Here is a 23,798-nt window from a genome sequence, read left to right as displayed (position 1 = left end):
GGCCTTCGAGGTCATCGGGCTGGAGGACGCCTTCGAGGCCTTCGAGGTCGACATGGTCGCCGCCCGCGACCTCTTGATCGAGATCTTCGCCAGCCGGCCGCGCGACGAGTGGCTGGAGCTGCTGCGGGCCAATGACGTGCCTTGCGCGGCGGTGGGGTCGCGAGAGGCCTGGTTCTCCGGCGAAGTGGTCGCCGCCGGCGGCCTGCGCCTGACCTTCGAGGATCCCAAGCTCGGTGAGGTGGCCATGCCCGCGCCGCCCGCGCGGCTGATGCAGACGCCCGCCGAGGTGCGCGGCCTGCCGCAGACCATCGCCGAGCCGCCGGCGTGGGGGCCCCGCGAGGCGAGCTCCGGCGTCGGCGCCGGTTCCGGCAATGGGCCGCTGGCCGGCGTTCGCGTCCTCAACCTCGGCACGGTGATCGCCGGCGCCTATGCCGGGACCCTGCTCGCCAACTTGGGCGCCGAGGTGCTGAAGATCGAGGGCCGCGAGGGCGACCCGTTCCGTTCCGACGGCCACCAGTTCCTGGGCTACAACCGCGGCGTCCGCGGGCTCGGCCTGGACCTGAAGCAGCCGGCGGCCCGCGAACTGTTCTTCGATCTCGTCCGGGGCGCCGACGTGGTCATCGACAACTATCGCCTCGGCGTGCGCGGCCGGCTTGGCATCGACTATCCGGCGCTGAAGGCGGTGAACCCGAGGGTCGTCTCCTGCTCGATCAACGCCTATGGGGACAAGGGTCCGCGCGCCGCCCGTCCGGGGTTCGACCCGCTGCTGCAGTCGGAGGGCGGCATGATGGCCGCCCAGGGCGGGGACGACGATCCGATCCTCTACACCATCGCTGTCAATGACGTGGCGACGGCCGGCATGGTCGCCGCCGCCGTGGTCGCGGCCCTGAACGCCCGCGACCGGACGGGCGAGGGCCAGGAGATCCTCACCAGCCTGATGGCCCAGAGCCTGCTGTTCCAGATCGGCGAGGTGACCACCTATCCAGGCCGTCCGCCCAACGACCTGGGCGGCCTCGACTGCATCGGCCTGACCGCCCTGAACCGCTACTACGCCTGCGCCGACGGCTGGATCGGCGTGGCTTGTGAGCGGGCGGAGGAGGCCAGGGCGCTCGGCCAGGTGCTGGGGTTCGATCTCGGCGCGGACACCCTGGACGCGCCCCGCGATGGCGAACTGGCCGGGACCCTGGAGGCCGCCTTCCTGGCGCGTCCGCGAGCCGCCACGCTCGATGCGCTACGGGCCGCCGGGGTCGCCGCCGCCCCGGTGCTGCGCGGCGCCGAGGTGCTGGAGGACGCCTGGCTTGCGGAGAACCGCTTCCTGGAGCCCTGGCGCCATCCGCGCCTGGGGCCGGCGCTGGGCATCCGCAGCGTCGCCGACTTCTCGCGCACCCCGGCCGGCTATGGCCGCCCGACGCCGGACCTCGGCGAGCACAGCCGCGAGCTGCTCGCCGAACTCGGCCTGTCGCTCGAGCGCATCGAGGCGCTGTTCGCGGCCGGCGCGGTGTTCGAACCCGAACGGACGCTGGCGGCGGTGCAATAGATCCACAACAAACAGGGTCGTCATGGCCGGGCTTGTCCCGGCCACCCAGAAGCACCGAGCGTCGCGATCAACGCCGCCGCCGCGTGGTCAGACTGGCCGCGCTTGCGTGTCTGGGTCCCCGGACAAGCCCGGGAATGACGGAAGTTGGGAGGTGGAATGGCTCCCGCGTCCTCGCCGACCTCGCCTCAATCGAAGCCCGGCGCTATACCCGCGCCATGATCGGCAAACTCAACCACGTGGGCGTCGCCACGCCCTCCATCGAGGCCTCGGTCCGCCTCTATCGCGACATCCTGGGCGCGACCTCCATCGGCGAGAAGTTCGTCATGGAAGAGCAGGGGGTCTGGGTCTGTTTCGTCAATCTGCCCAACAGCCAGATCGAGTTGATAGAGCCTTGGGGGCAGGCCTCGCCGATCCACGCCTTCCTTGAAAAAAACCCCAAGGGCGGCCAACACCACGTCTGTTTCGAGGTGGAGGATATCGAGGCCGCCCGCGACGACCTCGCCGCCAAGGGCGCCACCGTGCTGAACGGCGGCAAGCCCAGGATCGGGGCGCACGGCGTGCCGGTGATCTTCGTCCACCCCAAGGATATGGGCGGCGTCCTCGTCGAGCTCATGCAGACGCCGAAGGGACACGCCTGATGGGCATCTTCACCTGTGTCGCGGTCTATCTGACGATCTGGTGGACCGTGCTGTTCGCGATCCTGCCGCTCGGCGTCACCACCCATGCCGAGGCTGGCATCGACAAGGGCGACGGCGGCGATCCCGGCGCGCCGGTCGATCCGAAGCTGAAGAAGAAGTTCATCACCACCAGCTGGGTGTCGGCGATCCTGTTCGCCATCCTGTGGCTGGTCCTGCAGTTCCATCTGGTGAGCCTGCCGGACTTCCCCAAGCACGCCGACTGATCCACGGCGCGTTGCCAAGCTGATCGCCGCAAGGCTATCAGAGCCGCTCACCTCACCGACCGGAGCGCCCCAGTCCCATGCGCCTTTCGCGTTACTTCATGCCGACGCTGCGCGAGGCGCCGTCCGACGCCCAGATCGTCTCGCACCAGCTGATGCTGCGCGCCGGCATGATCCGCCAGGAGGCGGCGGGCATCTACGCCTGGCTGCCGCTGGGCCTGAAGGTGTTGAAGAAGATCGAGCAGATCGTCCGCGAGGAGATGAACCGCGCCGGCGCCATCGAGGTGCTGATGCCGACCCTGCAGCTCGCGGACCTGTGGCGGGAAAGCGGACGCTACGACGACTACGGCGAGGAGATGCTGCGCATCAAGGACCGCCATGAGCGGGACCTGCTGTATGGCCCCACGGCGGAGGAGGTCATCACCGACATCTTCCGGTCGTACATCAAATCCTACAAGGACTTGCCGAAGAATCTTTACAACATCCAGTGGAAGTTCCGCGACGAGCGCCGGCCGCGGTTCGGGGTGATGCGCGGCCGCGAGTTCCTGATGAAGGACGCCTATTCCTTCGACATCGACGAGGCGGCGGCGAGGCGGTCCTACAACCGCATGTTCCTGGCCTATCTGAACACCTATGCGCGCCTGGGGTTGAAGGCGATCCCGGTGAAGGCCGATCCGGGGCCGATCGGCGGCGACCTGAGCCATGAGTTCATGATTCTGGCCGACACCGGCGAGAGCGAGGTCTTCGCCCACCGCGACCTGGTGGAGATGGGCGCGCCGGGTCCCGACATCGACTGGGAAGGCGACCTGGAGGCCGAAGTCACCCGCCGCACCAGCCTCTACGCCGCCTCCGACGAGATGCACGACCCCGCCCGCTTCGAGGCCATGCCTGAGGCCAAGAGAATGACCGCGCGGGGCATCGAGGTCGGCCACATCTTCTACTTCGGCGAGAAATACTCCAAGCCGATGGGCGCCAAGGTGGCCGGGCCCGACGGCGCCGACCGCTTCGTGCAGATGGGGTCCTATGGCGTCGGCGTCTCGCGGCTGGTGGCGGCGATCATCGAAGCGAGCCACGACGAGGCGGGCATCATCTGGCCCGACAGCGTCGCCCCGTTCGGCGCGGCCGTGGTCAACCTGCGTCCCGGCGAGGCCGCGGTGGACGCCGTGGCCGAAGAGGCCTACGCGGCGCTGACCGCCGCAGGCCTCGATCCGCTGCTCGACGACCGCGACGACCGCCCCGGCGCCAAGTTCGCGGCGCTGGATCTGGTCGGCATCCCCTGGCAGCTGATCGTCGGCCCCAAGGGCGTCGCCGAGGGCGTCGTTGAGATCAAGCGCCGCGCCACCGGCGAGCGGCAGTCCCTGCCGCTCGATCAGGCGCTGAAGGCGATCTCAGGGTGAGCGGACACAGCGCTTTCCTTCTCCCCTTGCGGGAGAAGGTGGCCCCCGAAGGGGGTCGGAAGAGGGGTCTCTCAGGCCTCTCCGCCGATCTCTTGAAGGCAAGGCGGAGCGGTCGGCGCGACCCCTCTTCCGTCGGGCATCCGCCCGACACCTTCTCCCGCAAGGGGAGAAGGGGCGTATGAGCGTCGCCCCGACCGCCAAGGCCCGCCCCTTCGGTCTCTGGGAACGGATGCTGGCGGGCCGCTACCTGCGGGCCAGGCGCAGCCAGGGCGGCGTGGCCCTGATCTCGCTGATCTCCTTCATCGGCATCACGCTCGCCGTGGCGGTGCTGATCATCGTCATGTCGGTGATGAACGGCTTCCGTTCCGAGCTGCTGGGCCGGATCCTCGGCTTCCAGGGCCATGTGTTCGTGGCCGGCGGCGTGCTCGACGGACCCGCGCTCGATCCGGCCGTGCAGCGCATCCGCAAGGTCCCGGGCGTGCTGGAAGCCATCCCGGCGCTGCAGGGCCAGGTGCTGGCCATGGGGCCGAACCAGATCACCGGCGCCATCGTGCGCGGGGTGCGGGCGGCCGATGTGGCGGGCACGCCGATCGTCGCTCACAACATCACCCACGGCTCGCTCGCGGGCTACGGCCAGGGCGACTACGGCGGCGACACGATCCTGATGGGCGACCGCCTGGCCGAAGGGCTGGGCGTCAAGGCCGGCCAGCCGCTGACCCTCATCTCGCCGTCGGGCGGGGCGACCGCCTTCGGCGGCTCGCCGGTGCAGAAGACCTTCACCGTGGGCGCGACCTTCACGGTCGGCATGAGCCAGTACGACCAGGCCTACATCTACATGCCGCTACAGCAGGCCCAGCTGTTCTTCGGCCGCGAAGGCTCGGTGGACGAGATCGAGATTCGGCTGGCCAATCCCGACCGCGCCGAAGCGATGAAGGCGTCCATCGCCCGGGCCGCCGGACCCACCGCCGTGGTCACCGACTGGACCCAGCGCGACACCTCGTTCTGGGGCGCGCTCAAGGTCGAGCGCAGCGTCATGCGGCTGATCCTGCTGCTGCTGATCGGCATCGCCGCACTCAACATCATCTCCGGCCTGATCATGCTGGTGAAGAACAAGGGCCGCGACATCGCCATCCTGCGGACCATGGGGGCGGGGCAGGGCTCGATCCTGCGCATCTTCATCATGGCGGGCGGCGCGGTGGGGGTGCTGGGCACGCTCGCCGGGCTGATCATCGGCGTGCTGTTCTGCCTCTACATCTCGCCGATCCAGGGCTTCGTCGAGTGGGTGACCGGCCAGCAGGTGTTCGCCTCGGACGTCTATTTCCTTTCGCGCATCCCGGCCAAGGTCGACTGGATCGAGGTCGCCTTCATCGTCGTCTTCTCCATGGGGATGAGCTTCCTCGCGACCCTCCCGCCCTCGTGGAACGCCTCGCGCCTCGATCCGGTGGAGGCGCTTCGCTATGAGTGAGCCCATCCTCTCGATCCGCGGTCTGGAGCGCACCTATGTGACGCTGGCCGGGACCCTGCCGGTGTTGAAGGGCGTCGACCTCGACGTGCGGCCGGGCGAGATCGTCGGGCTGATCGGACCCTCGGGTTCGGGCAAGTCCAGCTTGCTGCATGCCGCGGGCCTGCTGGAGCATCCGGACGGGGGGCGCATCACCATCGAGGGCCAGGATTGCTCGGACCTGCCGGATCGCGAGCGCACCCGCGTGCGGCTGGGCGCCGTCGGCTTCGTCTACCAGTTCCACCATCTGCTGCCGGAGTTCACCGCCCTCGACAATGTCGCCCTGCCGCAGATGATCGCGGGCGTCGGCTCAAGGGCGGCCCGCGAGCGGGCGCTGCAGCTGCTCTCCGAACTCGGCCTGAAGGACCGCTGGGACCACCAGCCGGCCCAGCTTTCCGGCGGCGAGCAGCAGCGCGTCGCCGTCGCCCGGGCGCTGGCCAACCGGCCCCGCCTGCTGCTGGCCGACGAGCCCACCGGAAACCTCGACCCGACCACCTCCGAGGCGGTGTTCGCCAACCTCTACGACCTGGTGCGCCGCACCGGCGTCGCGGCCCTCGTCGCCACCCACAACCTCGAACTCGCCCGCCACATGGACCGGGTGGTGGCCCTCAAGGACGGTCATCTGGTGGAGCAGGCGAGAGGCTAGACCTCGTCGCCCATGCAGACGAAGGCCAGGCGCACGGCGCCCACCGAGTCCGGCGCCACGGGGGCCCAGGGGGTCGGCACGAAGCCGGGCATCTTCCACGAGCGCCCCTGCAGGGCGCGGCCATCGTGGAAGGTCTCGTCCAGCACCCGGGCGGACTTGCGCCGGCAGTCGAATTCGCCCAGCGCCTGGACCGACATGAAGGTGAAGCCCGACCGGTCGCGCTTGATCGCGGAGTCATAGGCCGTCCAGGCGCGTTTCAGGGCGCGGTCGGGGGAGGGGGCGGGCTTCATGTAGACCAGCGTCTGTTCGCTGGCGGTGATCAGCGTCCAGCCGTCCTGTTCCAGCGGTCCGGGCGGCGTCTCGGCCGCCCAGGCTGCGCCGCCCAGCACAGCCACGGAAAGGCAGGCTGCGGCGGACCTGCGGACGAGGCTTGAGTTCGGTCGCACGGAAACTCCTCGACCCAAACGCGCCACGACAGGGCGGGTGCGGGCAGCCCTGCGATTGTCGCGCCCGGGGCCAGCTTGACAACGAGAACAAAAGGCGAATAAGAACATTCAACGAACATCCACAGCAGGAACGCCGCACATGGTTCGGATCGCGCGAGAATCGCTGGCATTTGCTTCCGTCGCCAGCTTTGTCTGGATGATGTGCACGGTGGCGGCTCACCTGGGCTGACGCGCCATGCGGATGGGGGAGCTCTTGGCCTTGGGCGAGACGAGCGAAGGGTTCGTCCATCTGCGGTGCCGCTCGGCCTATTCGCTGCTGGAAGGCGCGATCAAGGCCGACGTGGTGGGCCAGATGGCCAAGGACGCCCACATGCCGGCCGTGGCTCTCACCGACCGGGCCAATCTGTTCGGCGCGCTGGAGTTCTCCGTCGCCACCAAAGGCGTGGGCGTGCAGCCGATCGTCGGCTGCATCCTGCCGGTCAGCGGCATCGGCGAGGTCCCGCCGGAGCGCTGGGCCAAGACCCCGTGCGTGGTGCTGCTGGCGCAGTCCGAGCGCGGCTACCTCAACCTGACCGAGCTTTCCTCGGCCGCCTATCTGGAGATCGAGGCGGCCGACGATCCCCACGTCCCCTGGGCCAAGGTCTGCGCCCACGCCGAAGGCTTGATCATGTTGTCCGGCGGGCCGGACGGGCCGGTCGATCATCTGCTGGCCGCCGGCAAGGTGAAGGAGGGCCGCGCGGCGCTTGCCGAAATGCACCGGGCGTTCGGCGATCGCTTCTACGTCGAGCTGCAGCGCCACGGCGAGGCCCGCGAGGCCGCCGCCGAGCCTGAACTGGTCCGCTTCGCCTACGAGGCCGACCTGCCGCTGGTGGCCACCAATGACGTCTATTTCAAGCGCCCGGAGATGCATCAAGCGCACGACGCCCTGCTGTGCATCGCCGACGGCGCCTTCGTGGGCCAGGACGAGCGGCGCCGGGTGACCGCCGAGCACTGGTTCAAGCCGGCCGCCGACATGCGCGCCCTGTTCGCCGACCTGCCGGAGGCCTGCGACAACACCCTCGACATCGCCCGACGCTGCGCCTTCATGGCGGCCAAGCGCGATCCGCTGCTGCCGCGCTTCCCGACCGAGGGCGGCCGCTCGGAGGCCGACGAGCTGGCCCACCAGGCCCGCGAGGGCCTGAAGGCGCGCATGGCCAAAGGCCAGGCCAATACCGTCACGCCGGAGGAATATGAGGCTCGGCTGGAGCGGGAGATCGGGGTCATCGCCCAGATGGGCTTCCCCGGCTACTTCCTGATCGTGTCGGACTTCATCAAATGGGCCAAGGCGCGTGGCATCCCGGTGGGGCCGGGGCGGGGCTCCGGCGCCGGCTCGCTGGTCGCCTATGCCCTGACCATCACCAACCTCGATCCGCTGCAGTACAATCTGCTGTTCGAGAGATTCCTCAATCCCGAGCGGGTCTCCATGCCCGACTTCGACATCGACTTCTGCCAGGAGCGGCGGGAGGAGGTGATCGCCTACGTCCAGCAGCGCTACGGGCGCGACCGCGTGGCCCAGATCATCACCTTCGGCACCTTGCAGGCGCGCGCCGTGCTGCGAGATGTCGGTCGGGTCCTGCAGCTTCCGCTCGGTCAGGTGGACCGGCTGGCCAAGATGGTGCCGGCCAATCCCGCCAATCCGGTGACGCTGGCCAAGGCCATCGAGATCGAGCCCCGGCTGAGACAGGCCCGCGACGAGGACGAGGCGGTGGCCCGGCTGCTGGATATCGCCCTGCAGCTCGAGGGCCTCTACCGCAACGCCTCGACCCATGCCGCCGGCGTGGTGATCGGCGACCGGCCGCTGACCGAGCTGACGCCGCTCTATCGCGATCCGCGCTCGGACCTGCCGGCCACCCAGTTCAACATGAAGTGGGTCGAAAGCGCCGGCCTGGTGAAGTTCGACTTCCTGGGCCTGAAGACGCTGACGGTCATCGACCGGGCGCTGAAGTATCTCGAACAGCGCGGGGCCGCGGTCGATATGGCCGCCCTGCCGCTCGACGACGAGCCGTCCTACGAGCTGATGGGCAATGCCCAGACCATCGGGGTCTTCCAGTTTGAAGGCCAGGGGATGCGCGACGCCCTGCGCCAGCTGCGCCCCAACTGCATCGAGGACGTCACCGCCATCGGCGCCCTCTACCGCCCCGGCCCGATGGACAACATTCCCCTGTTCATCGACTGCAAGTTCGGCCGCAAGGCCATCGACTATCTGCACCCGACCCTGGAGCCGGTGCTGAAGGAGACCTACGGCATCATCGTCTACCAGGAGCAGGTGATGCAGATCGCCCAGATCCTGGCCGGCTACAGCCTGGGCGAGGCCGACCTGCTGCGCCGGGCCATGGGCAAGAAGAAGAAGGAGGAGATGGAGCAGCAGCGCGCCCGCTTTGTCTCCGGCGCCGCGGAGAAGGGGGTGCCCGCCAAACAGGCTGGGGCGATCTTCGACCTGGTCGACAAGTTCGCGGGCTACGGCTTCAACAAGTCCCACGCCGCGGCCTATGCGGTGGTCAGCTACCAGACCGCCTGGTTGAAGGCCAATGCGCCGGTCGAGTTCTTCGCGGCCTCCATGAGCCTCGACATCGCCAACACCGACAAGCTGTCGGTCTTCTACCAGGACGCCAAGCGCTTCGGGGTGAAGATCCGCGCCCCCGACGTGAATCGCTCCGGGGCCGACTTCGAGGTCGAGGGCGGCGAGGTGCTCTATGCGCTGGGCGGCATCCGCAACGTCGGCCTGCAGGCCATGCAGCACGTGGTCGAGGTGCGCCGCGAGGGCGGGCCGTTCCGCGACATCTTCGATTTTGTCGAACGGGTGGATCCCAAGCACGTCAACAAACGCACCTTCGACACCCTGGCCCGCGCCGGCGCCTTCGACACCATCCACCCGAACCGGGCGCAACTGGCGGGCGCGGCCGACAGCCTGATCGGCTACGCCCAGAGCGTCGCCAACGACCGCGCGTCGTCGCAGGTCAGCCTGTTCGGCGGCGACCAGGCCGAGGCGGCGCGTCCGCGCATCGCCAAGATAGACAGCTGGACGCCGGTCCAGCGGCTCGACGAGGAGTTGGCGGCGGTGGGTTTCTACCTTTCCGGCCACCCGCTCGACGACATGGTCGAGGCGCTGCGCCGGCGGCGCACCGAGCTCTACGCCGACGCCGTGGTGAAGGCCGAGGCCGGGGCGGAGGCCCTGCGGATGGCCGGCGTCGTGCGCCGCAAGCAGGAGCGGGCCAGCCAGAAGACCGGCGAGAAGTTCGCCTTCGTGACCTTTTCCGATCCCACCGGCGAATATGAGGTGCTGTTCCCGCCGGAATCCCTGCGCCGCTGCCGCGACCTGCTGGAGCCCGGCAAGGCGCTGGCCATCACGGTGCGGGCCAGCGCCAAGGACGGCGAGGTGCGCTTCTTCGGCGACAGCGCCGAGCCGGTCGAGAAGGCGGTGGAGAACGTGGTCGCGGGCCTGCGCATCCATGTGGCCCCGCGCAGCGCCGAGATCGAGGCGCTGAAGACGCGGTTGGCCGGGGTGACCAACGTCCGGGGCGGCGAGATCGTGCTGGTGGCCGGTATTGGCGGAGGGCGCGAGGTCGAGCTCAAGCTGCCCGGGCGCTTCACCCTGGATCCCGCCGTGCGCGGCGCGCTCAAGACCGCGCCGGGCGTGGTCTTCGTGGAGGACCTGTGATGCCAAGAACCCTTTTGCTGGCCCTCGTCCTGAGCCTCGCCGCCGGCGCGGCGCAGGCCCGCGGCCACGGATTTCACGCCGCAAAGGCGCCGCACGCCCATCGGGCCTCGCACGCGCACCACGCCTCCGGCGGCGGCCGCCACCGCCATGCGGCCATGCGCTCACGGACAGGATGAAGGACGACTGACATGACCCGTTCGCTCGCTTCGGCTCTCGTCTTGAGCGCCGCGCTCCTCGCCACTTCGGCGGCGGCCCAGGCCTATTCCGGCTACGAGCCGCCGGCGCCGGGCGTCTATCATCCGCCGAAGTTCCCGGAGCCGCCGAAACCGCCCAAGCCTCCGAAGCCGCCGGAATTCGCCCAGCCCAAGCGCTTCGAGCCGTTCCAGGAGCAGAAGCCGCCGGCCGCGCCGAACCCGCTCGATCCCTATCCGGCGCCCAAGAAACCCAAGGGTGGCTTCTCGCCCTACGGCGGCCTCTGATCGGGCTGACGCGTGAGGACGGCGACGAATGCCGGTCCGAAAGGCGCGAGCAGATGGGGGCGCAGCCCATTACATTGCTCAACTGAGCCATGACCCATCCTCTCGACCGCCCCATCTGGACCTCGCTCGCCACCCGTCAAGGCGGCCTCGGACTCGGCGATGCCCGCGCGCGCCGGTTCCACCCGGACTACGCGATGTTCGCCGCAGCGGCCGATCGCTCGGAGGCCAGCCGCGCGGCCCTGACGGAGCTGGTCCGCGTCCACGGCGAGGCGGCGCTGGTCGAGGCGGACGAGCCGGACGTGCCGCCGCGCCTGGCCGTCGCCTCGCACGCGGTGCTCTTGCAGATGGCCGCCGATCCTGCGGAGCTGAAGATCCTCACGCCGGGCTTCGACCACCAGCCGCTCACCGATGACGATGGCCCGCAGATGCTGGCGCTCGCCACCCTGACCAAGCCCGGACCCTTCTATGCCCGCACCCATCAGCTCGGCGATTTCGTGGGCGTGAAGCGAGACGGCGAACTGATCGCCATGGCCGGCGAGCGGATGAAGCCGGAGGGTTTCACCGAGGTCAGCGGCGTCTGCGCCCACCCCGACCATCGCGGGCACGGCTATGCGGCTGGCCTGATGAGCGTCGTCGCCCAGCGGATCCTGGCGCGCGGCGAGACGCCCTTCCTGCACGTCTACGACCACAATGCGCCGGCCATCGCCCTCTACGAGCGGCTCGGCTATCGGCTGCGGCGCGAGATGAGGATGCTGGTGGTCGAGGCCGCCTGAGGGCCGAGCCCGACGGTTCCTCTTGCAATTTGGGCCCTTAGCCCCTATCTGCCCGCCTCATTCCACACGCAGGCGTTTGGCGACGCGCGGGGAGACATCCCGCCGTTCTCCATTCCGGTCCTTCCAATCGGGAGGGTGGCCTGCGGAGGTTCAACCGGAAGAAGGGACTACGACAAGCCAATGGCGCTTCCTGATTTCTCTATGCGTCAGCTCCTGGAAGCTGGCGCCCACTTCGGCCACCAGACCCACCGCTGGAACCCGAAGATGGAGCGGTTCATCTTCGGCAGCCGCTCGAACATCCACATCATCGACCTCAGCCAATCGATCCCGCTGCTGCACCAGGCCCTGGTGAAGGCGCGCGAAGTCGCCGCGTCCGGCGGCCGGATCCTGTTCGTCGGCACCAAGCGCCAGGCCTCGGACCCGATCGCCGCGGCGGCCAAGCGCTGCGCCCAGTACTACGTCAACCACCGCTGGCTGGGCGGCACGCTCACCAACTGGCGCACCGTGTCGGGCTCGATCGCCCGCCTGCGCGAGCTGGAAGGCCTGATGGAAGGCGATAGTGGCCGCACCAAGAAGGAGCTGCTGCAGCTGACCCGCGAGCGCGACAAGCTCGAGCTGTCCCTGGGCGGCATCAAGGACATGGGCGGCATCCCCGACCTGATGTTCGTGATCGACACCAACAAGGAAGCGATCGCCATCCAGGAAGCCCGCAAGCTGAACATCCCGGTGATCGCCATCCTCGACACCAACTGCAACCCGGACGGCATCACCTTCCCGATCCCGGGCAACGACGACGCGGCCCGCGCGATCCAGCTCTACTGCGACCTGATGGCCGACTCGATCCTCGACGGCCTGGCCGCCGGCCAGGCGGCTTCGGGCGTCGACCTGGGCGCGGCGGAGGCTCCCATGGAGCCGGCGCTGGCCCGCTCGGAAGCCGCCGCCCCGGAGGCCGATGCGAAGCCGAAGGCGCCCAAGGCCAAGGCCGCCAAGCCGGCCGCCAAGGCCGAGGCGCCTGCTGCTGAAGCCGAAGCGCCTGTCGCCGACGCCGAGGCGCCCGCCGCTGAAGCTGAAGCGCCGGCCGCTGAAGCTGAGGCGCCGGTCGCTGAAGCCGAAGCGCCTGTCGCCGAGGCCGAGGCTGCTGCCGAGCCTGCCGAAGAGACCACCGCGTCGGCCGAAGCCGGCGCCGAGGTCACTGCGGAAGCCACCAGCGAAGAACAGGCGGGATAAGGACCTCCAAGGGTCTCCACCGCTTCGCGAACTGTCACGGCGGACCGGCCTGTTCCGGTCCGTCGATTTTGAACCTTGAAGGAGCTGACCATGGCGGAAGTCACCGCTGCGCTGGTCAAGGACCTGCGCGAAAAATCCGGCGCGGGCATGATGGACTGCAAGAAGGCCTTGCAGGAAACCGCCGGAGACATGGACGCCGCCATCGACTGGCTGCGCACCAAGGGCCTGTCCAAGGCCGCCAAGAAATCGGACCGCGCCGCGGCCGAGGGCCTCGTTGCGGGTAAGGTGAGTGGCGACGGCAAGACCGGCGTCGTCATCGAGCTGAACGCCGAGACCGACTTCGTGGCCAAGAACGACACCTTCCAGCAAGCCGCCCGCGATATCGCAGCGGTGGCGCTGGGCGTGGACGGCGGGGTGGACGCGATCGCCGCGGCCAAGACCGCCAAGGGCGAGGTGGTCTCAGACCTGATCACCAACCTGATCGCCACCATCGGCGAGAACATGCGCCTGCGCCGCGCCGCGCGCCTCAGCGTCAGCCAGGGCGCCGTGGCCCTCTACCTGCACAATGCGCAGGGCGAGGGCGTCGGCCGCATGGGCGTGCTGGTGGCCATGGAAGGCGCCGGCGATACGGCCAAGCTCGCCGAGGTGGGCCGCAAGATCGCCATGCATGTGGCGGCGACCGCCCCGCTTTCGCTCTCGCCGGCGGATCTCGATCCGGCGGTCGTGGAGAAGGAGCGCGAGATCCAGACCGAGATCGCGGTCGAATCGGGCAAGCCCCGCGAGATCGCCGAGAAGATGGTCGAGGGCCGGATCCGCAAGTGGCAGGAAGAGGTCGTGCTCCTGAAGCAGCCCTTCGTCATGAACCCGGACCAGACCATCGAGCAGCTGGTCGCCGACACCGCCAAGGATCTCGGCTCGCCGGTCGCCGTGAAGGGCTTCGTCCGCTTCGCGCTCGGCGAGGGCGTGGAGAAGAAGGTCGACGACTTCGCCGCCGAGGTGGCCCAGCTCTCCAGCCAGAGCTAGTCTGTCGGCCCAAGGTTCGAGGGCGCGGCGCGTAGATGCGCGCCGCGCCCTTGGCATATGTTCAGTTTGAGATAGGGATTGGTCATGCCGCAGCCCCAGCCCCGCTATAAGCGCATCCTCCTGAAACTGTCGGGAGAGGCGGGCGTCGGCGGTGACCAGTTCGGCATCGATTCCAAGACCCTGGACGCCGTCTCCGAGGAGATCGCCCAGGTGGCTCGCGCCGGGGTGCAGATCTGCCTGGTGGTGGGTGGCGGCAACATCTTCCGGGGAGCCGCGCTGGCCGAGAGCGGCATGGAACGCGCCAGCGCCGACTACATGGGCATGCTGGCGACGGTCATGAACGCGCTGGCCCTGCAGGCCTGGCTGGAGAAGAAGGGCGTCTATACCCGGGTCCAGTCGGCGATCCCCATGGAGGCGGTCTGCGAACGCTACATCCGCCGGCGCGCGCTCAGGCACCTGGAAAAGGGCCGGGTGGTGATCTTCGCCGCCGGGCTCGGCGCGCCCTATTTCACGACCGATTCCGCCGCCGCCCTGCGCGCCGCCGAGATGGGCTGTGACGCCCTTTTCAAGGGCACCAGCGTCGACGGCGTCTACACGGCCGATCCCAAGAAGGATCCGAAGGCCGAGCGCTACGACACGCTCAGCTACAAGGACGTGCTGGCCAAGGACCTGCGGGTCATGGACACCTCCGCGGTCAGCCTGATGCGCGACAACAACATCCCGATCGTGGTGTTCTCGATCCGCGAACGGGGCAACCTGCTGAAGGTGCTGAGCGGCGAGGGCGTGTTCACGACCATCGCCTGACCGCGGCCGCACCCGCACCGAAGGGAGCAAGACCATGGCCACCGCCGAGAAACCGGTGATCTCCAAGTACAAGGACCGCATGGACAAGGCGGTCGGCGCCCTGAAGGACGAGTTCGCCTCGCTCCGCACGGGCCGCGCCTCGGCCAACCTTTTGGATCAGGTGCATGTCGAGGCCTATGGCTCGTCCATGCCGCTCAGCCAGGTGGGCTCTGTGAGCGTGCCGGACGCCCGCATGCTGATGGTCAGCGTGTGGGACAAGGGCCTGGTTGTCTCGGCCGAAAAAGCGATCCGGAACGCGGGATTAGGGCTGAATCCTATGGTGGACGGCCAGAACCTGCGCATTCCCGTCCCGCCGCTGACCGAGGAGCGCCGCAAGGACCTCGCCAAGGTGGCCGGCAAATATGCCGAGCAGCAGCGAGTTGCCGTGCGCAATATCCGCCGCGACGCCAATGACGACCTGAAGGCGGCCGAGAAGGGCGGGGCCATCAATCAGGACGAGCACAAGCGGCTCGAGACCGAAGTCCAGAAGATCACCGACGAGGCGATCAAGCGCATCGACGAAGCCTTGAAAACCAAAGAACAAGAGATCATGCACGTTTGAGCGTGCGCGCCCGCGCCGAAGGACCTTTAGCCCCATGGCCGCCCAAGAGAATACGCCGACGAAGGGCGAGGCGTCCGGCGCGGCCGGGACGGCGCCGCTGCACGTGGCCATCGTCATGGACGGCAACGGCCGCTGGGCCAAGCGCCGTGGCCTGCCGCGCACCCTGGGCCATCGGGCGGGCGTCGAGGCCCTGAAACGCATCGTCGAGGCCGCCCCCACGCTGGGCATCCGCTGGCTCACGGTGTTCGGCTTCTCCACCGAGAACTGGAGCCGGCCGGCCGCCGAGGTCGCCGAACTGATGGCCCTGCCGAAGCGCTATTTCGAGACCGATCTGGCGCGTCTCGAGCGGGAAGGGGTGCGGGTGCGGGTGATCGGCAGCCGCGAGGGCCTGTCGCGCGAGCTGGTCAAGATCTGCGCCGAGGCCGAGGCGCGGACCGCCAAGAACGAGGTATTCGACCTCAACGTCGCGTTCAACTACGGCGGCAAGGCCGACATCGTCGACGCCGCCCGCCGCTTCGCCGAGGAAGTCGCCGCCGGCCGCGCCTCGCCCGCTGACCTCACCGAGGACGGCTTCGAGGCCCTGCTGGCCACCGCCGCCTCGCCGCCGCCGGATCTGATCGTGCGTCCCTCGGGCGAGCAGCGGCTTTCCAACTTCATGCTCTGGCAGGCCGCCTACGCCGAGTTCATCTTCCAGGATGTCCTGTGGCCCGACTATTCGGCCGAGCACCTGCAGGCCGCGATCGCCGAGTTCCAGACGCGCAATCGCCGCTACGGGGCCGTGGCGCCCGATGACGCCCTTGCCACAGGCTAGGCGCTTCGACTGGTCCAACCTGGGCTTGAGGGTCGCCTCGGCCGTGGTGCTGGTGCCGACGGCGCTGGTGGCGGCCTGGTTGGGCGGCTGGCCCTTCCTGGTGGTGATCTCGATCGGCATGGCGCTGCTGGCCATCGAATGGGGCGGCATGAGCGCGCCGCGCGCGCCGGTCCGCGTGGCCGCCGCCGTCACCGCCGCCATCCTCGCCGCGGTCTTCCTGGCCCATCAGGGCCACTTCGTCCTGGCCTGGATCACCGTGCCCGTCGCGGCGCTGGCCGCGGCCCTGATCGCCCGCGGCGTCGCCGAGCGAGCGGTCGACGCTGGCTATGGCGTGCTCTACATCGCCCCGGCCGCCGTCTGCCTGGTCTGGCTGCGCTCCACCAACCAGGGGCACTGGTGGACGCTGATGCTGTTCGCCTGCACCTGGGCGGCCGACATCGGCGCCTTCGCGGTCGGCAGCGTCCTCAAGGGCCCCAAGCTCTGGCCGCGCTTCTCGCCCAACAAGACCTGGTCCGGCTTCGTGGGCGGCCTTGCGGCGGCCTCCGGCTCGGCGGTCTTGATGGCGGGCCTGTCGGTCTTCCAGCTCGACCTGCGCGCGGCCGCCCTGGTGGGATTCGCCGTGGGCTTGGCGACCATGGCCGGCGACCTCTGGGAGTCGGCGCTGAAACGCCGCTTCGGCGTCAAGGATTCCGGCGACCTGATCCCCGGCCATGGCGGCCTGCTGGACCGGGTCGATGGCCTGATGTTCGCGGTCGTGGTGATGGCCGCCGCCCGCCTCGCCAATCACCTGGGGTGGGGACATTGAATCTGCCACGCAAGGTCACGGTCCTGGGCTCCACGGGCTCGGTGGGGGTCTCCACCCTCGACCTGTTCGAGAAGGCGGGCGTCGAGGTGGAGGTGGCCGCGCTGGCCGCCGGCCGCAATGCCGAGCGCTTGGCCGAGCAGGCGCTGCGCTGGCGCCCGGCCCTGGCGGTGATCGAGGACGAGCGTCAGTTGCCGGAGCTGCGGGAACGGCTGCGCGGCTCAGGCATCGAGACCGCCGCGGGTCCCTCCGGCGTGCTGGAAGCGGCCTCCGCCGAGGCCCAGTGGGTGATGTCGGCCATCGTCGGCTTCGCCGGCCTCGCGCCGACGCTCACCGCCGCCCGCACCGGTGCGGTGATCGCGCTCGCCAACAAGGAAAGCCTGATCTGCGCGGGCCCGGCGCTGCTACGTGCGGCCAAGCTCGCCGGCGGGACGGTGATCCCGGTGGACTCCGAGCATTCCGCGATCTTCCAGGTGTTCGCGCCCGCCAACGCCGCGCAGGTGAGCCGCCTGATCCTCACCGCCTCCGGCGGCCCGTTCCGCAACGCCACCCGCGAGCAAATGGCCCGCGCCACGCCCGAGCAGGCGCTGGCGCATCCCAATTGGTCGATGGGGAACAAGATTTCGATCGATTCCGCGACCATGATGAACAAGGGCCTCGAGGTGATCGAGGCCGCCTACCTGTTCGCCATGGCCCCGGAGCGCGTCGACGTGCTGATCCACCCGCAGTCGATCGTCCACAGCCTGGTGGAGTATGCCGACGGCTCGACGCTTGCCCAGCTCGGCCCGCCCGACATGCGCACCCCGATCGCCTGCGCCTTCGCCTGGCCGGACCGGCTGCCCTGGCCCGCCGAGCGGCTGGACCTCGCCAAGGCCGGCCCACTGACCTTCGAGGAACCGGATCTGGAACGTTTCCCGGCCCTGCGGATCGCCAAGGAGGCGCTCGCCGCCGGCGGGGCGGCGCCGGCCATCCTCAATGCGGCGGACGAGGTGGCCGTGGCGGCCTTCCTTGACCGCAGAATCGGCTTTCTCGATATTGCCCGCGTCGTGTCGGAGACGCTGGAGCGCATGGATCGATTCGAGACGACGCCGCAGGCCCTCGGGGATGTCCTCGAGGCGGCGCGAGCCACCGATGCGACCGCCCGCCGCGTGGCGGACGACGCCGTAAGCGCCCTTATGGCCCAGGCCTGAGTTTAGGAGCAGCCCGTCGATGTTCGGCTTTCTGCAGTCCGCTCTGCTCAATTTCGTGCCAGCTTTGCTGGTGCTGGGCCTGGTGGTGACGGTCCACGAGATGGGACATTTCCTGGCCGCCAAGTGGCTGGGCACCGCCGTCGACCGCTTCTCCATCGGCTTTGGCCGGGCGATCTGCAGCTGGCGCGACAAGTCGGGCGTGGAATGGCGGGTCGGCTGGCTGCCGCTCGGCGGCTATGTGCGCTTCGCCGGCGACGAGAACGCCGCCAGCATCCCCGACGCTGAGGAGCTGCAGACCCTGCGCCGCGAGATCGCGGCCCGCGAGGGACCGCAGGCGGTCGGCCGCTATTTCCACTTCAAGCCCACCTGGCAGCGGGCGATCATCGTCATCGCCGGGCCGGCGGCCAACTTCGTGCTGGCCATCGCGCTGTTCGCAGGTCTGTTCATGGCTTTTGGGCACGTCACGCTCCGCGCCCGGGTCGGCGCTGTGAACCCCGGCACGGTGGCCGCGGCGGCGGGCCTTCGCGCGGGCGATCTGATCGTGCGCGCCAACGGCCATCCGATGCCCGACTTCGACGAGCTGCAGCAGTTCGTCAGCCTGCGCGCCGGCGTGCCGATCACCTTCACGGTGCAGCGGGGCGGCCAGACCCTCCTAATCGCCGCCACGCCCCGCTCGCAGATTCTGCAGAGCCCCGTCGCCGGTCCGCAACACGGCGGCGCGCTGGGCATCCTCTCCTCGAACGATCCGCGCGACATCATCCGCACCCGCTACAATCCGATCGAAGCGGTGGGGGCGGCCACGCACCGCACGTGGAACATGGTCTCGACGACGGTCTACTTCCTTGGCCGGATGATCACCGGCCAGGTCTCCACCGACAGCCTGCGCGGCCCGATCGGCATCGCCGGCGTGGCGGCGAAGGTCACCGAACTCGGCGCGGCCGACGCCACCAGCTTCGGCGGCATGGTCCTGGGCGTCAGCATCAACCTGTTGCAGGTCGCGGCCATGATCTCGGTGAGCCTGGGCTTCATGAACCTCCTGCCGCTGCCTGTGCTCGACGGGGGACACCTGCTGTTTTACGCCTATGAAGCCGTGGCCCGGCGCCCTCTTGCTGCCAAGGTTCAGGCCGCAGGGTATCGCGTGGGGCTTGCGCTGGTGCTCGGATTGATGTTGTTCGCGACGTGGAACGATCTGGCGCGCCTGCGTGTGCTCAATTTCCTAGGCGGACTATTCTCCTGACGTCCGCTTTCCCCAGTAACGGCTGATTCGATGCACAGACACCGCGCCCACAGCGCTGCGCTAGCCTCCGGTGTTGCCCTTCTTCTGGGCACAACCGCGCTCATCGCGCCGACCTTTGCCGCCGCACAGGCGCCGGCCACGCCAGCGGCGCCACCGCCGGCTGCGCCCGCCGCCGCGCCGACCCCGGCGCCGAGCGCGGGACTTCAGCAGGGCGGCGTCGTCCAGCGGATCATCGTCAAGGGCAACGAGCGGATCGAGCCGCAGACGGTCATCTCCTATCTCCCGGTCCAGCCGGGCGACACCATCGACCCGGCCAAGGCCGACGTGGCGTTGAAGGCGCTGTTCCGCACCGACCTGTTCGCCGACGTGAAGATCGACTTCCAGGCGGGCGACCTGATCATCACCATCGTCGAGAACCCGATCATCAACCGGGTGCTGTTCGAGGGGAATTCGAGCCTCAAGGACGACAAGCTGAAGGACGAGGTCAGCGTCCGCCCGCGCGGCATCTTCACCCGCGCCAAGGTGACCAACGACGTCGGCAGGATCCTGGAGCTCTATCGGCGCGCCGGCCGCATCTCGGCGACCATCACGCCGCAGATCGTCGAACTGCCGCAAAAGCGGGTCGACCTGATCTTCAAGATCGACGAGGGCCCCAAGAGCGGCATCCTGCGGGTCAACTTCCTCGGCAACAAGGCCTACTCCGACAACGACCTGCGCGGCGTGGTCGTGACCGAGGAGTCCAAGTGGTACAAATTCTTCTCGTCAAACGCCAACTATGACCCCGACCGCCTGGAATACGACAAGGAACAGCTGCGCAAGTTCTATCGCAACCACGGCTACTACGACTTCCGGGTGGTGTCCTCGGTCGCCGAGCTCGCGCCGGACAAGAACGGATTCGCGCTCACCTACACGGTGGATGAGGGCCCGGAGTACAAGTTCGGCAAGATCACCGTCGAGACCGAGCTGCAGAAGCTCGACAAGAACGTTCTGGCCGCCCTGGTGCCGATCCGCTCCGGCGATCTCTATGAAGACCAGCGGCTGGAGCAATCCACTGATACCCTGACCTTCGCGGCGGGCGCGGCGGGCTTCGCCTTCGTGGACGTGCGGCCGCGCTTCGTGCGCCATCCGGAGAACGGCACCGTCGACGTCACCTTCGACGTGAAGGAAGGCCCGCGGGTCTACGTCGACCGCATCGACATCGTCGGCAACACCCAGACGCTGGACTATGTGATCCGTCGCGAGCTCGGCATCTCGGAGGGCGACGCCTACAACCGCGCCCTGGTCGACCGCTCCAAGAACCAGATCAAGGCGCTCGGCTTCTTCAAGAACGTCGACATCACCGAGACGCCCGGCACGGCGCCCGACCGCACCAACCTGCAGGTGAAGGTCGAGGAGCAGCCCACCGGCGAGCTGTCGTTCAGCGCCGGCTATTCCTCGGTGGACCAGCTGGTCCTCGACCTCGGCTTCGCGCAGCACAACTTCCGGGGCCGTGGCCAGGACGTGCGAGCGCGGATCTCCGTGGGTTCGCTGCGCCAGCAGGTCGACGTGTCCTTCACCGAGCCGCGCTTCCAGGGCCGCGACCTCGCGCTGGGCACGGACATCTACTACTACAAGTACGATCTCACGCAGTTCTCCGCCTACAAGACCACCTCGATCGGCGGCAACCTGCGCCTGAGCTTCCCGCTCAGTCTGAACTCGCGCGGCAGCACGACCTACACGCTGCGCAGCGACGACGTGCAGATCGACGACAGCCTGTGTGATCCGTCGGCCCAGCTGCTGTCCTTCGCCGTCTGCTCGCAGCGCGGCTCGTTTGTCACCTCGGCGTTCGGCTACGGCTACCGTCTCGATCGGCGCAACGACCCGATCCTGCCGACCCGCGGCTTCACCTTCTCCTTCAACCAGGACCTCGCGGGCCTGGGCGGCGATGTGAAGTACATTCGGACCGAGAGCGAGGCCGGCTGGTATCACGGCTTCTCGAAGAACTTCATCCTCAGCGTCACCGGCTCGGCCGGCTTCATCGGCGGCTGGGGCGGCGACCACATCCGGATCAACGACCGCTTCTACAAGGGCGGCAACAACTTCCGTGGCTTCCAGACTGCCGGCATCGGCCCGCGCGACCTGAGCTTCGGACGCACCGATGCATTGGGCGGCAAGGCCTATGCCATCGGCTCGGTGGAGATGACCATCCCGACCTACCTGCCGGAGCAATACGGCATCAAGGCCGCGCTGTTCACCGACTTCGGCACGCTCGGCCTGCTCGATCCCATCGACAAACGCAGCCCCGTGCTGGTGGACCCCAACGACGTCACCAAGGGCTTCGTGAAGGACGCCAACGGCAACCTGGTGCTCACCACCAGTCCCGACATCAAGGACGACCTGGGCCTGCGCGCTTCCGTCGGATTGAAGATCCAATGGAAATCGCCGATGGGTCCGCTGGAGTTCGACTTCAGCCAAGTTTTGGTCAAACAACCCTACGACAAGACGGAACTTTTCCGGTTCTCCACAGCAACCAGGTTCTAAGAAACATGACTTCCAAGACTCTCCTTGCGGCCTCGATCACGATGATCGGCAGCCTCGCCCTGAGCTCGAGTGCGCTCGCTCAGGCCGCGGCGGCCCCGCCGCTGCCCCAGGGCCCGGCGATTCCCGGCGCCTGCATCATCTCCATCGAAGGCGCCGTCGCGGGCTCCACGGTCGGCAAGTACGTCGACAGCCGCCTGCAGCAGATCGTGCAGCAGGTGCAGGCCGAGCTCGGCGGCGAACGCACGGCTATCGAGAACGAGGGCCGCGGCCTGGAATCGCAGCGCACCACGCTCGACCAGAACACGCTGGAACAGCGCGGCGCCGCCCTGCAGGTTCGCGCCAACGCCCTGCAGCGCAAGGCCCAGCTGCGCGACCGCGAGGTCCAGGCGACCGAGCAGAAGGCGCTGGCCCGCGTCGGCGACGAGATGGAGCCGCTGATCCGCCAGGCCTACACCCAGAAGAACTGCTCGGTTCTCCTGCAGCGCAGCGCCGTGGTCATCGCCAATCCGGCCATGGACATCACCCCGCAGGTGATCACCGCGCTGAACGCCAAGATCGTGCAGTTCCCGTTTGATCGTGAGCGTCTCGACCAGGCGGTGGCGGCGCCGGCCGCGCGGTCCGCCGCGCCGCCAGTGATCCAGACGCCGCCGGCGCGCACCCCGTCCAAGAAGTAGGCGGAACGGTCCTGATGGAGCGCGAGGATCGGGGGTAGGGTGGATTCCATGCCCGATCCGCGCTTCTTCGAGAATCTCGGTCCCGTAAGCCTCGGCGAGCTTGCCGAGTTGACCGGGGCGGAGCTCGCCGACCCCGCCGCCGCCGGCAAGGCGGTGCGCGCGGTGGCGATCCTCAGCCAGGCGCACGCCGACAGCATCGCCTTCCTCAGCGACACCAAGCACGCCGAGGCCCTGGCCGAAACCAAGGCGGGGGCCTGCTTTGTCCAACCGAAGAACGCCGGCCTGCTCCCCGCGGGCTGCGCGGCGCTTTTGACCCCGGTCCCGCAAGGCGCCTACGCCATTGCCGCCCAGCGGCTGCACCGCTTGCGGATCGTCGCCCCCGGGCCGGCGATCGCGGCGGACGCCGAGCTGGAGGAGGGCGTCCTGGCCGCCCCCGGCGCGGTGATCGGCTCGGGCGCCCGCATCGGCCGCGGCACGACCATCGGTCCGGGCAGCGTCATCGGCCCCGGCGTCACCATCGGCCGCGACTGCCAGATCTCGGCGAATGTCTCCATCGTCTGCGCCCTCATCGGCGACCGCGTGAAGATCCTGGCCGGGGCGGCGATCGGCGAGCCGGGGTTCGGGGCGACACTGGGGCCCCAGGGCCTGATCGATATTCCGCAGCTCGGCCGGGTGATTCTGCAGGACGGCGTGACGATCGGCGCCAACAGCTGCGTCGACAGGGGCGCCTTCGACGATACGGCGATCGGCGAGAACACCAAGATCGACAATATGGTGCAGATCGCCCACAACGTGCGCGTCGGGCGCAACTGCGTGATGGCCGCCCACACGGGCGTCTCCGGCAGCGTGACCATCGGCGATGGCGCGCAGCTGGGCGGACGGGTCGGCATCGCCGACCACATCACCATCGGCGCCGGCGCCCGGTTGGGCGCGGCCTCGGGCGTGATGAAAGACATCCCGGCAGGCGAGACCTGGGGCGGATTCCCGGCGAGGCCGATGCGCACCTGGCTCCGGGAAGCCGCCTGGATCACGCGGATGGCGAGCCGCAAGGGAAGGACGGGCGAATGAGCCGCAAGGCACCGGTGATCGAGGGCGAGACGGCGATCGACATCACCGAGATCCTCGCCCGGATCCCGCATCGCTACCCGTTTCTGCTCGTCGACCGCTGCGAGGAGTACCGGCCCAGCCAGTCCATCGTCGGCATCAAGTGCGTGACGGTGAACGAGCCCTTCTTCCAGGGGCATTTCCCCGCCTATCCGGTGATGCCCGGCGTGCTGATCGTCGAGGCGCTCGCTCAGACGGGCGCGGTCCTGATGTCCAAGTCGCTGGACGTCGATGTGGGTGGCAAGGCGATCTTCTTCATGTCCCTGGACAACTGCCGCTTCCGTGCGCCGGTGCGGCCGGGCGCGGTGATCCGCCTGAACGTCGAGGTGCTGCGCGCCCGCGGCGACGTCTTCAAGTTCCGCGGCAAGGCCATGGTCGACGACAAGGTCGCCGCCGAGTGCGAGTTCGCCGCCATGGTCGTGGAGACCTGA

Annotated in this window: 23 protein-coding genes and 1 pseudogene; 23 read left to right on the top strand and 1 reads right to left on the bottom strand. The window is 68.8% G+C overall.

The window, feature by feature from the left end:
• The 6 genes from VGT80_RS12750 to VGT80_RS12725 all read left to right on the top strand — a co-directional run.
• A partial coding sequence (locus tag VGT80_RS12750; RefSeq protein ID WP_327456354.1) for a CoA transferase occupies positions 1 to 1,537 on the top strand: 1,537 nt, incomplete at its 5' end.
• Between the two features lie 215 nt (positions 1,538 to 1,752).
• Entirely contained in the window at positions 1,753 to 2,175 is a 423-nt protein-coding gene (gene mce / locus VGT80_RS12745; RefSeq protein ID WP_327456352.1) for a methylmalonyl-CoA epimerase, read from the top strand.
• Positions 2,175 to 2,438 carry a DUF1467 family protein gene (locus tag VGT80_RS12740; RefSeq protein ID WP_327456350.1) on the top strand — a complete coding sequence of 88 codons (264 nt, stop codon included), beginning with the start codon at positions 2,175 to 2,177 and terminating at the stop codon, positions 2,436 to 2,438. The genes mce and VGT80_RS12740 overlap by 1 nt, the downstream gene beginning before the upstream one ends.
• 77 nt (positions 2,439 to 2,515) lie before the next feature.
• On the top strand, positions 2,516 to 3,832 hold the full coding sequence (gene proS, locus VGT80_RS12735; protein ID WP_327456348.1) for a proline--tRNA ligase: 1,317 nt from the start codon (positions 2,516 to 2,518) through the stop codon (positions 3,830 to 3,832).
• Positions 3,833 to 4,010: 178 nt separating this feature from the next.
• The gene (locus VGT80_RS12730) at positions 4,011 to 5,297 is read left to right on the top strand and encodes a lipoprotein-releasing ABC transporter permease subunit (protein WP_327456346.1); all 1,287 of its coding nucleotides are present in this window, start codon (positions 4,011 to 4,013) and stop codon (positions 5,295 to 5,297) included.
• Complete coding sequence (locus VGT80_RS12725) at positions 5,290 to 5,979, top strand: ABC transporter ATP-binding protein (protein ID WP_327456344.1); 690 nt, start codon at positions 5,290 to 5,292, stop codon at positions 5,977 to 5,979. Before VGT80_RS12730 ends, VGT80_RS12725 begins: the two co-directional genes overlap by 8 nt.
• On the opposite strand, the gene VGT80_RS12720 is transcribed toward VGT80_RS12725, so the two are convergent.
• Positions 5,976 to 6,425 carry a surface-adhesin E family protein gene (locus VGT80_RS12720; protein WP_327456342.1) on the bottom strand — a complete coding sequence of 150 codons (450 nt, stop codon included), beginning with the start codon at positions 6,423 to 6,425 and terminating at the stop codon, positions 5,976 to 5,978. The genes VGT80_RS12725 and VGT80_RS12720 overlap by 4 nt on opposite strands.
• A gap of 139 nt (positions 6,426 to 6,564) precedes the next feature.
• Here VGT80_RS12720 and sidA point away from each other — a divergent pair, with 139 nt between their 5' ends.
• The 17 genes and pseudogenes from sidA to fabZ all read left to right on the top strand — a co-directional run bounded on the left by sidA (position 6,565) and on the right by fabZ (position 23,798).
• A complete protein-coding gene (gene sidA / locus VGT80_RS12715; RefSeq protein WP_327456340.1) occupies positions 6,565 to 6,654 on the top strand; it encodes a cell division inhibitor SidA in 90 nt (29 codons plus the stop codon).
• A gap of 12 nt (positions 6,655 to 6,666) precedes the next feature.
• Positions 6,667 to 10,122 carry a DNA polymerase III subunit alpha gene (dnaE, locus tag VGT80_RS12710; RefSeq protein ID WP_327456338.1) on the top strand — a complete coding sequence of 1,152 codons (3,456 nt, stop codon included), beginning with the start codon at positions 6,667 to 6,669 and terminating at the stop codon, positions 10,120 to 10,122.
• A complete protein-coding gene (locus tag VGT80_RS12705) occupies positions 10,122 to 10,298 on the top strand; it encodes a hypothetical protein (protein WP_327456337.1) in 177 nt (58 codons plus the stop codon). The genes dnaE and VGT80_RS12705 overlap by 1 nt, the downstream gene beginning before the upstream one ends.
• Positions 10,299 to 10,310: 12 nt before the next feature.
• Positions 10,311 to 10,601, top strand: a complete 291-nt coding sequence (locus VGT80_RS12700) for a hypothetical protein (RefSeq protein WP_327456335.1) — start codon at positions 10,311 to 10,313, stop codon at positions 10,599 to 10,601.
• 89 nt (positions 10,602 to 10,690) lie between these two features.
• Positions 10,691 to 11,374 (top strand): GNAT family N-acetyltransferase, encoded by a 684-nt coding sequence (locus tag VGT80_RS12695; protein WP_327456333.1) that lies wholly within the window; start codon positions 10,691 to 10,693, stop codon positions 11,372 to 11,374.
• A gap of 180 nt (positions 11,375 to 11,554) precedes the next feature.
• Positions 11,555 to 12,352: pseudogene (gene rpsB, locus VGT80_RS12690) on the top strand (30S ribosomal protein S2); the annotation flags it as partial.
• 339 nt (positions 12,353 to 12,691) lie between these two features.
• Positions 12,692 to 13,624 (top strand): translation elongation factor Ts, encoded by a 933-nt coding sequence (gene tsf, locus VGT80_RS12685; RefSeq protein WP_327456331.1) that lies wholly within the window; start codon positions 12,692 to 12,694, stop codon positions 13,622 to 13,624.
• Between the two features lie 84 nt (positions 13,625 to 13,708).
• The gene (gene pyrH / locus VGT80_RS12680) at positions 13,709 to 14,428 is read left to right on the top strand and encodes a UMP kinase (protein ID WP_327456329.1); all 720 of its coding nucleotides are present in this window, start codon (positions 13,709 to 13,711) and stop codon (positions 14,426 to 14,428) included.
• A 34-nt stretch (positions 14,429 to 14,462) separates the two neighbouring features.
• Entirely contained in the window at positions 14,463 to 15,029 is a 567-nt protein-coding gene (gene frr, locus VGT80_RS12675; RefSeq protein WP_327456327.1) for a ribosome recycling factor, read from the top strand.
• Positions 15,030 to 15,063: 34 nt separating this feature from the next.
• Positions 15,064 to 15,840, top strand: a complete 777-nt coding sequence (gene uppS, locus VGT80_RS12670; protein WP_327456325.1) for a polyprenyl diphosphate synthase — start codon at positions 15,064 to 15,066, stop codon at positions 15,838 to 15,840.
• Positions 15,818 to 16,645, top strand: coding sequence for a phosphatidate cytidylyltransferase (locus tag VGT80_RS12665; RefSeq protein WP_327456323.1), 828 nt, complete (start codon positions 15,818 to 15,820; stop codon positions 16,643 to 16,645). The genes uppS and VGT80_RS12665 overlap by 23 nt, the downstream gene beginning before the upstream one ends.
• Positions 16,633 to 17,832: a 1-deoxy-D-xylulose-5-phosphate reductoisomerase gene (locus VGT80_RS12660; protein WP_327456321.1), complete on the top strand. Its 1,200-nt coding sequence runs from the start codon at positions 16,633 to 16,635 to the stop codon at positions 17,830 to 17,832. The genes VGT80_RS12665 and VGT80_RS12660 overlap by 13 nt, the downstream gene beginning before the upstream one ends.
• Before the next feature lie 19 nt (positions 17,833 to 17,851).
• Positions 17,852 to 19,069, top strand: coding sequence for an RIP metalloprotease RseP (gene rseP / locus VGT80_RS12655; protein ID WP_327456319.1), 1,218 nt, complete (start codon positions 17,852 to 17,854; stop codon positions 19,067 to 19,069).
• Between the two features lie 30 nt (positions 19,070 to 19,099).
• On the top strand, positions 19,100 to 21,589 hold the full coding sequence (bamA, locus tag VGT80_RS12650) for an outer membrane protein assembly factor BamA (protein WP_327456315.1): 2,490 nt from the start codon (positions 19,100 to 19,102) through the stop codon (positions 21,587 to 21,589).
• A 5-nt stretch (positions 21,590 to 21,594) separates the two neighbouring features.
• Positions 21,595 to 22,263, top strand: coding sequence for an OmpH family outer membrane protein (locus VGT80_RS12645; RefSeq protein ID WP_327456313.1), 669 nt, complete (start codon positions 21,595 to 21,597; stop codon positions 22,261 to 22,263).
• Positions 22,264 to 22,311: 48 nt separating this feature from the next.
• Complete coding sequence (gene lpxD, locus VGT80_RS12640; RefSeq protein WP_327456311.1) at positions 22,312 to 23,331, top strand: UDP-3-O-(3-hydroxymyristoyl)glucosamine N-acyltransferase; 1,020 nt, start codon at positions 22,312 to 22,314, stop codon at positions 23,329 to 23,331.
• Entirely contained in the window at positions 23,328 to 23,798 is a 471-nt protein-coding gene (gene fabZ, locus VGT80_RS12635) for a 3-hydroxyacyl-ACP dehydratase FabZ (protein WP_327456309.1), read from the top strand. The genes lpxD and fabZ overlap by 4 nt, the downstream gene beginning before the upstream one ends.

It is taken from the genome of Phenylobacterium sp., from assembly GCF_035944335.1.
GTDB lineage: Bacteria > Pseudomonadota > Alphaproteobacteria > Caulobacterales > Caulobacteraceae > Phenylobacterium.
The sequence above is the reverse complement of the archived record's forward strand: the minus strand, read 5'-3'. Positions and strand labels throughout refer to the sequence as shown.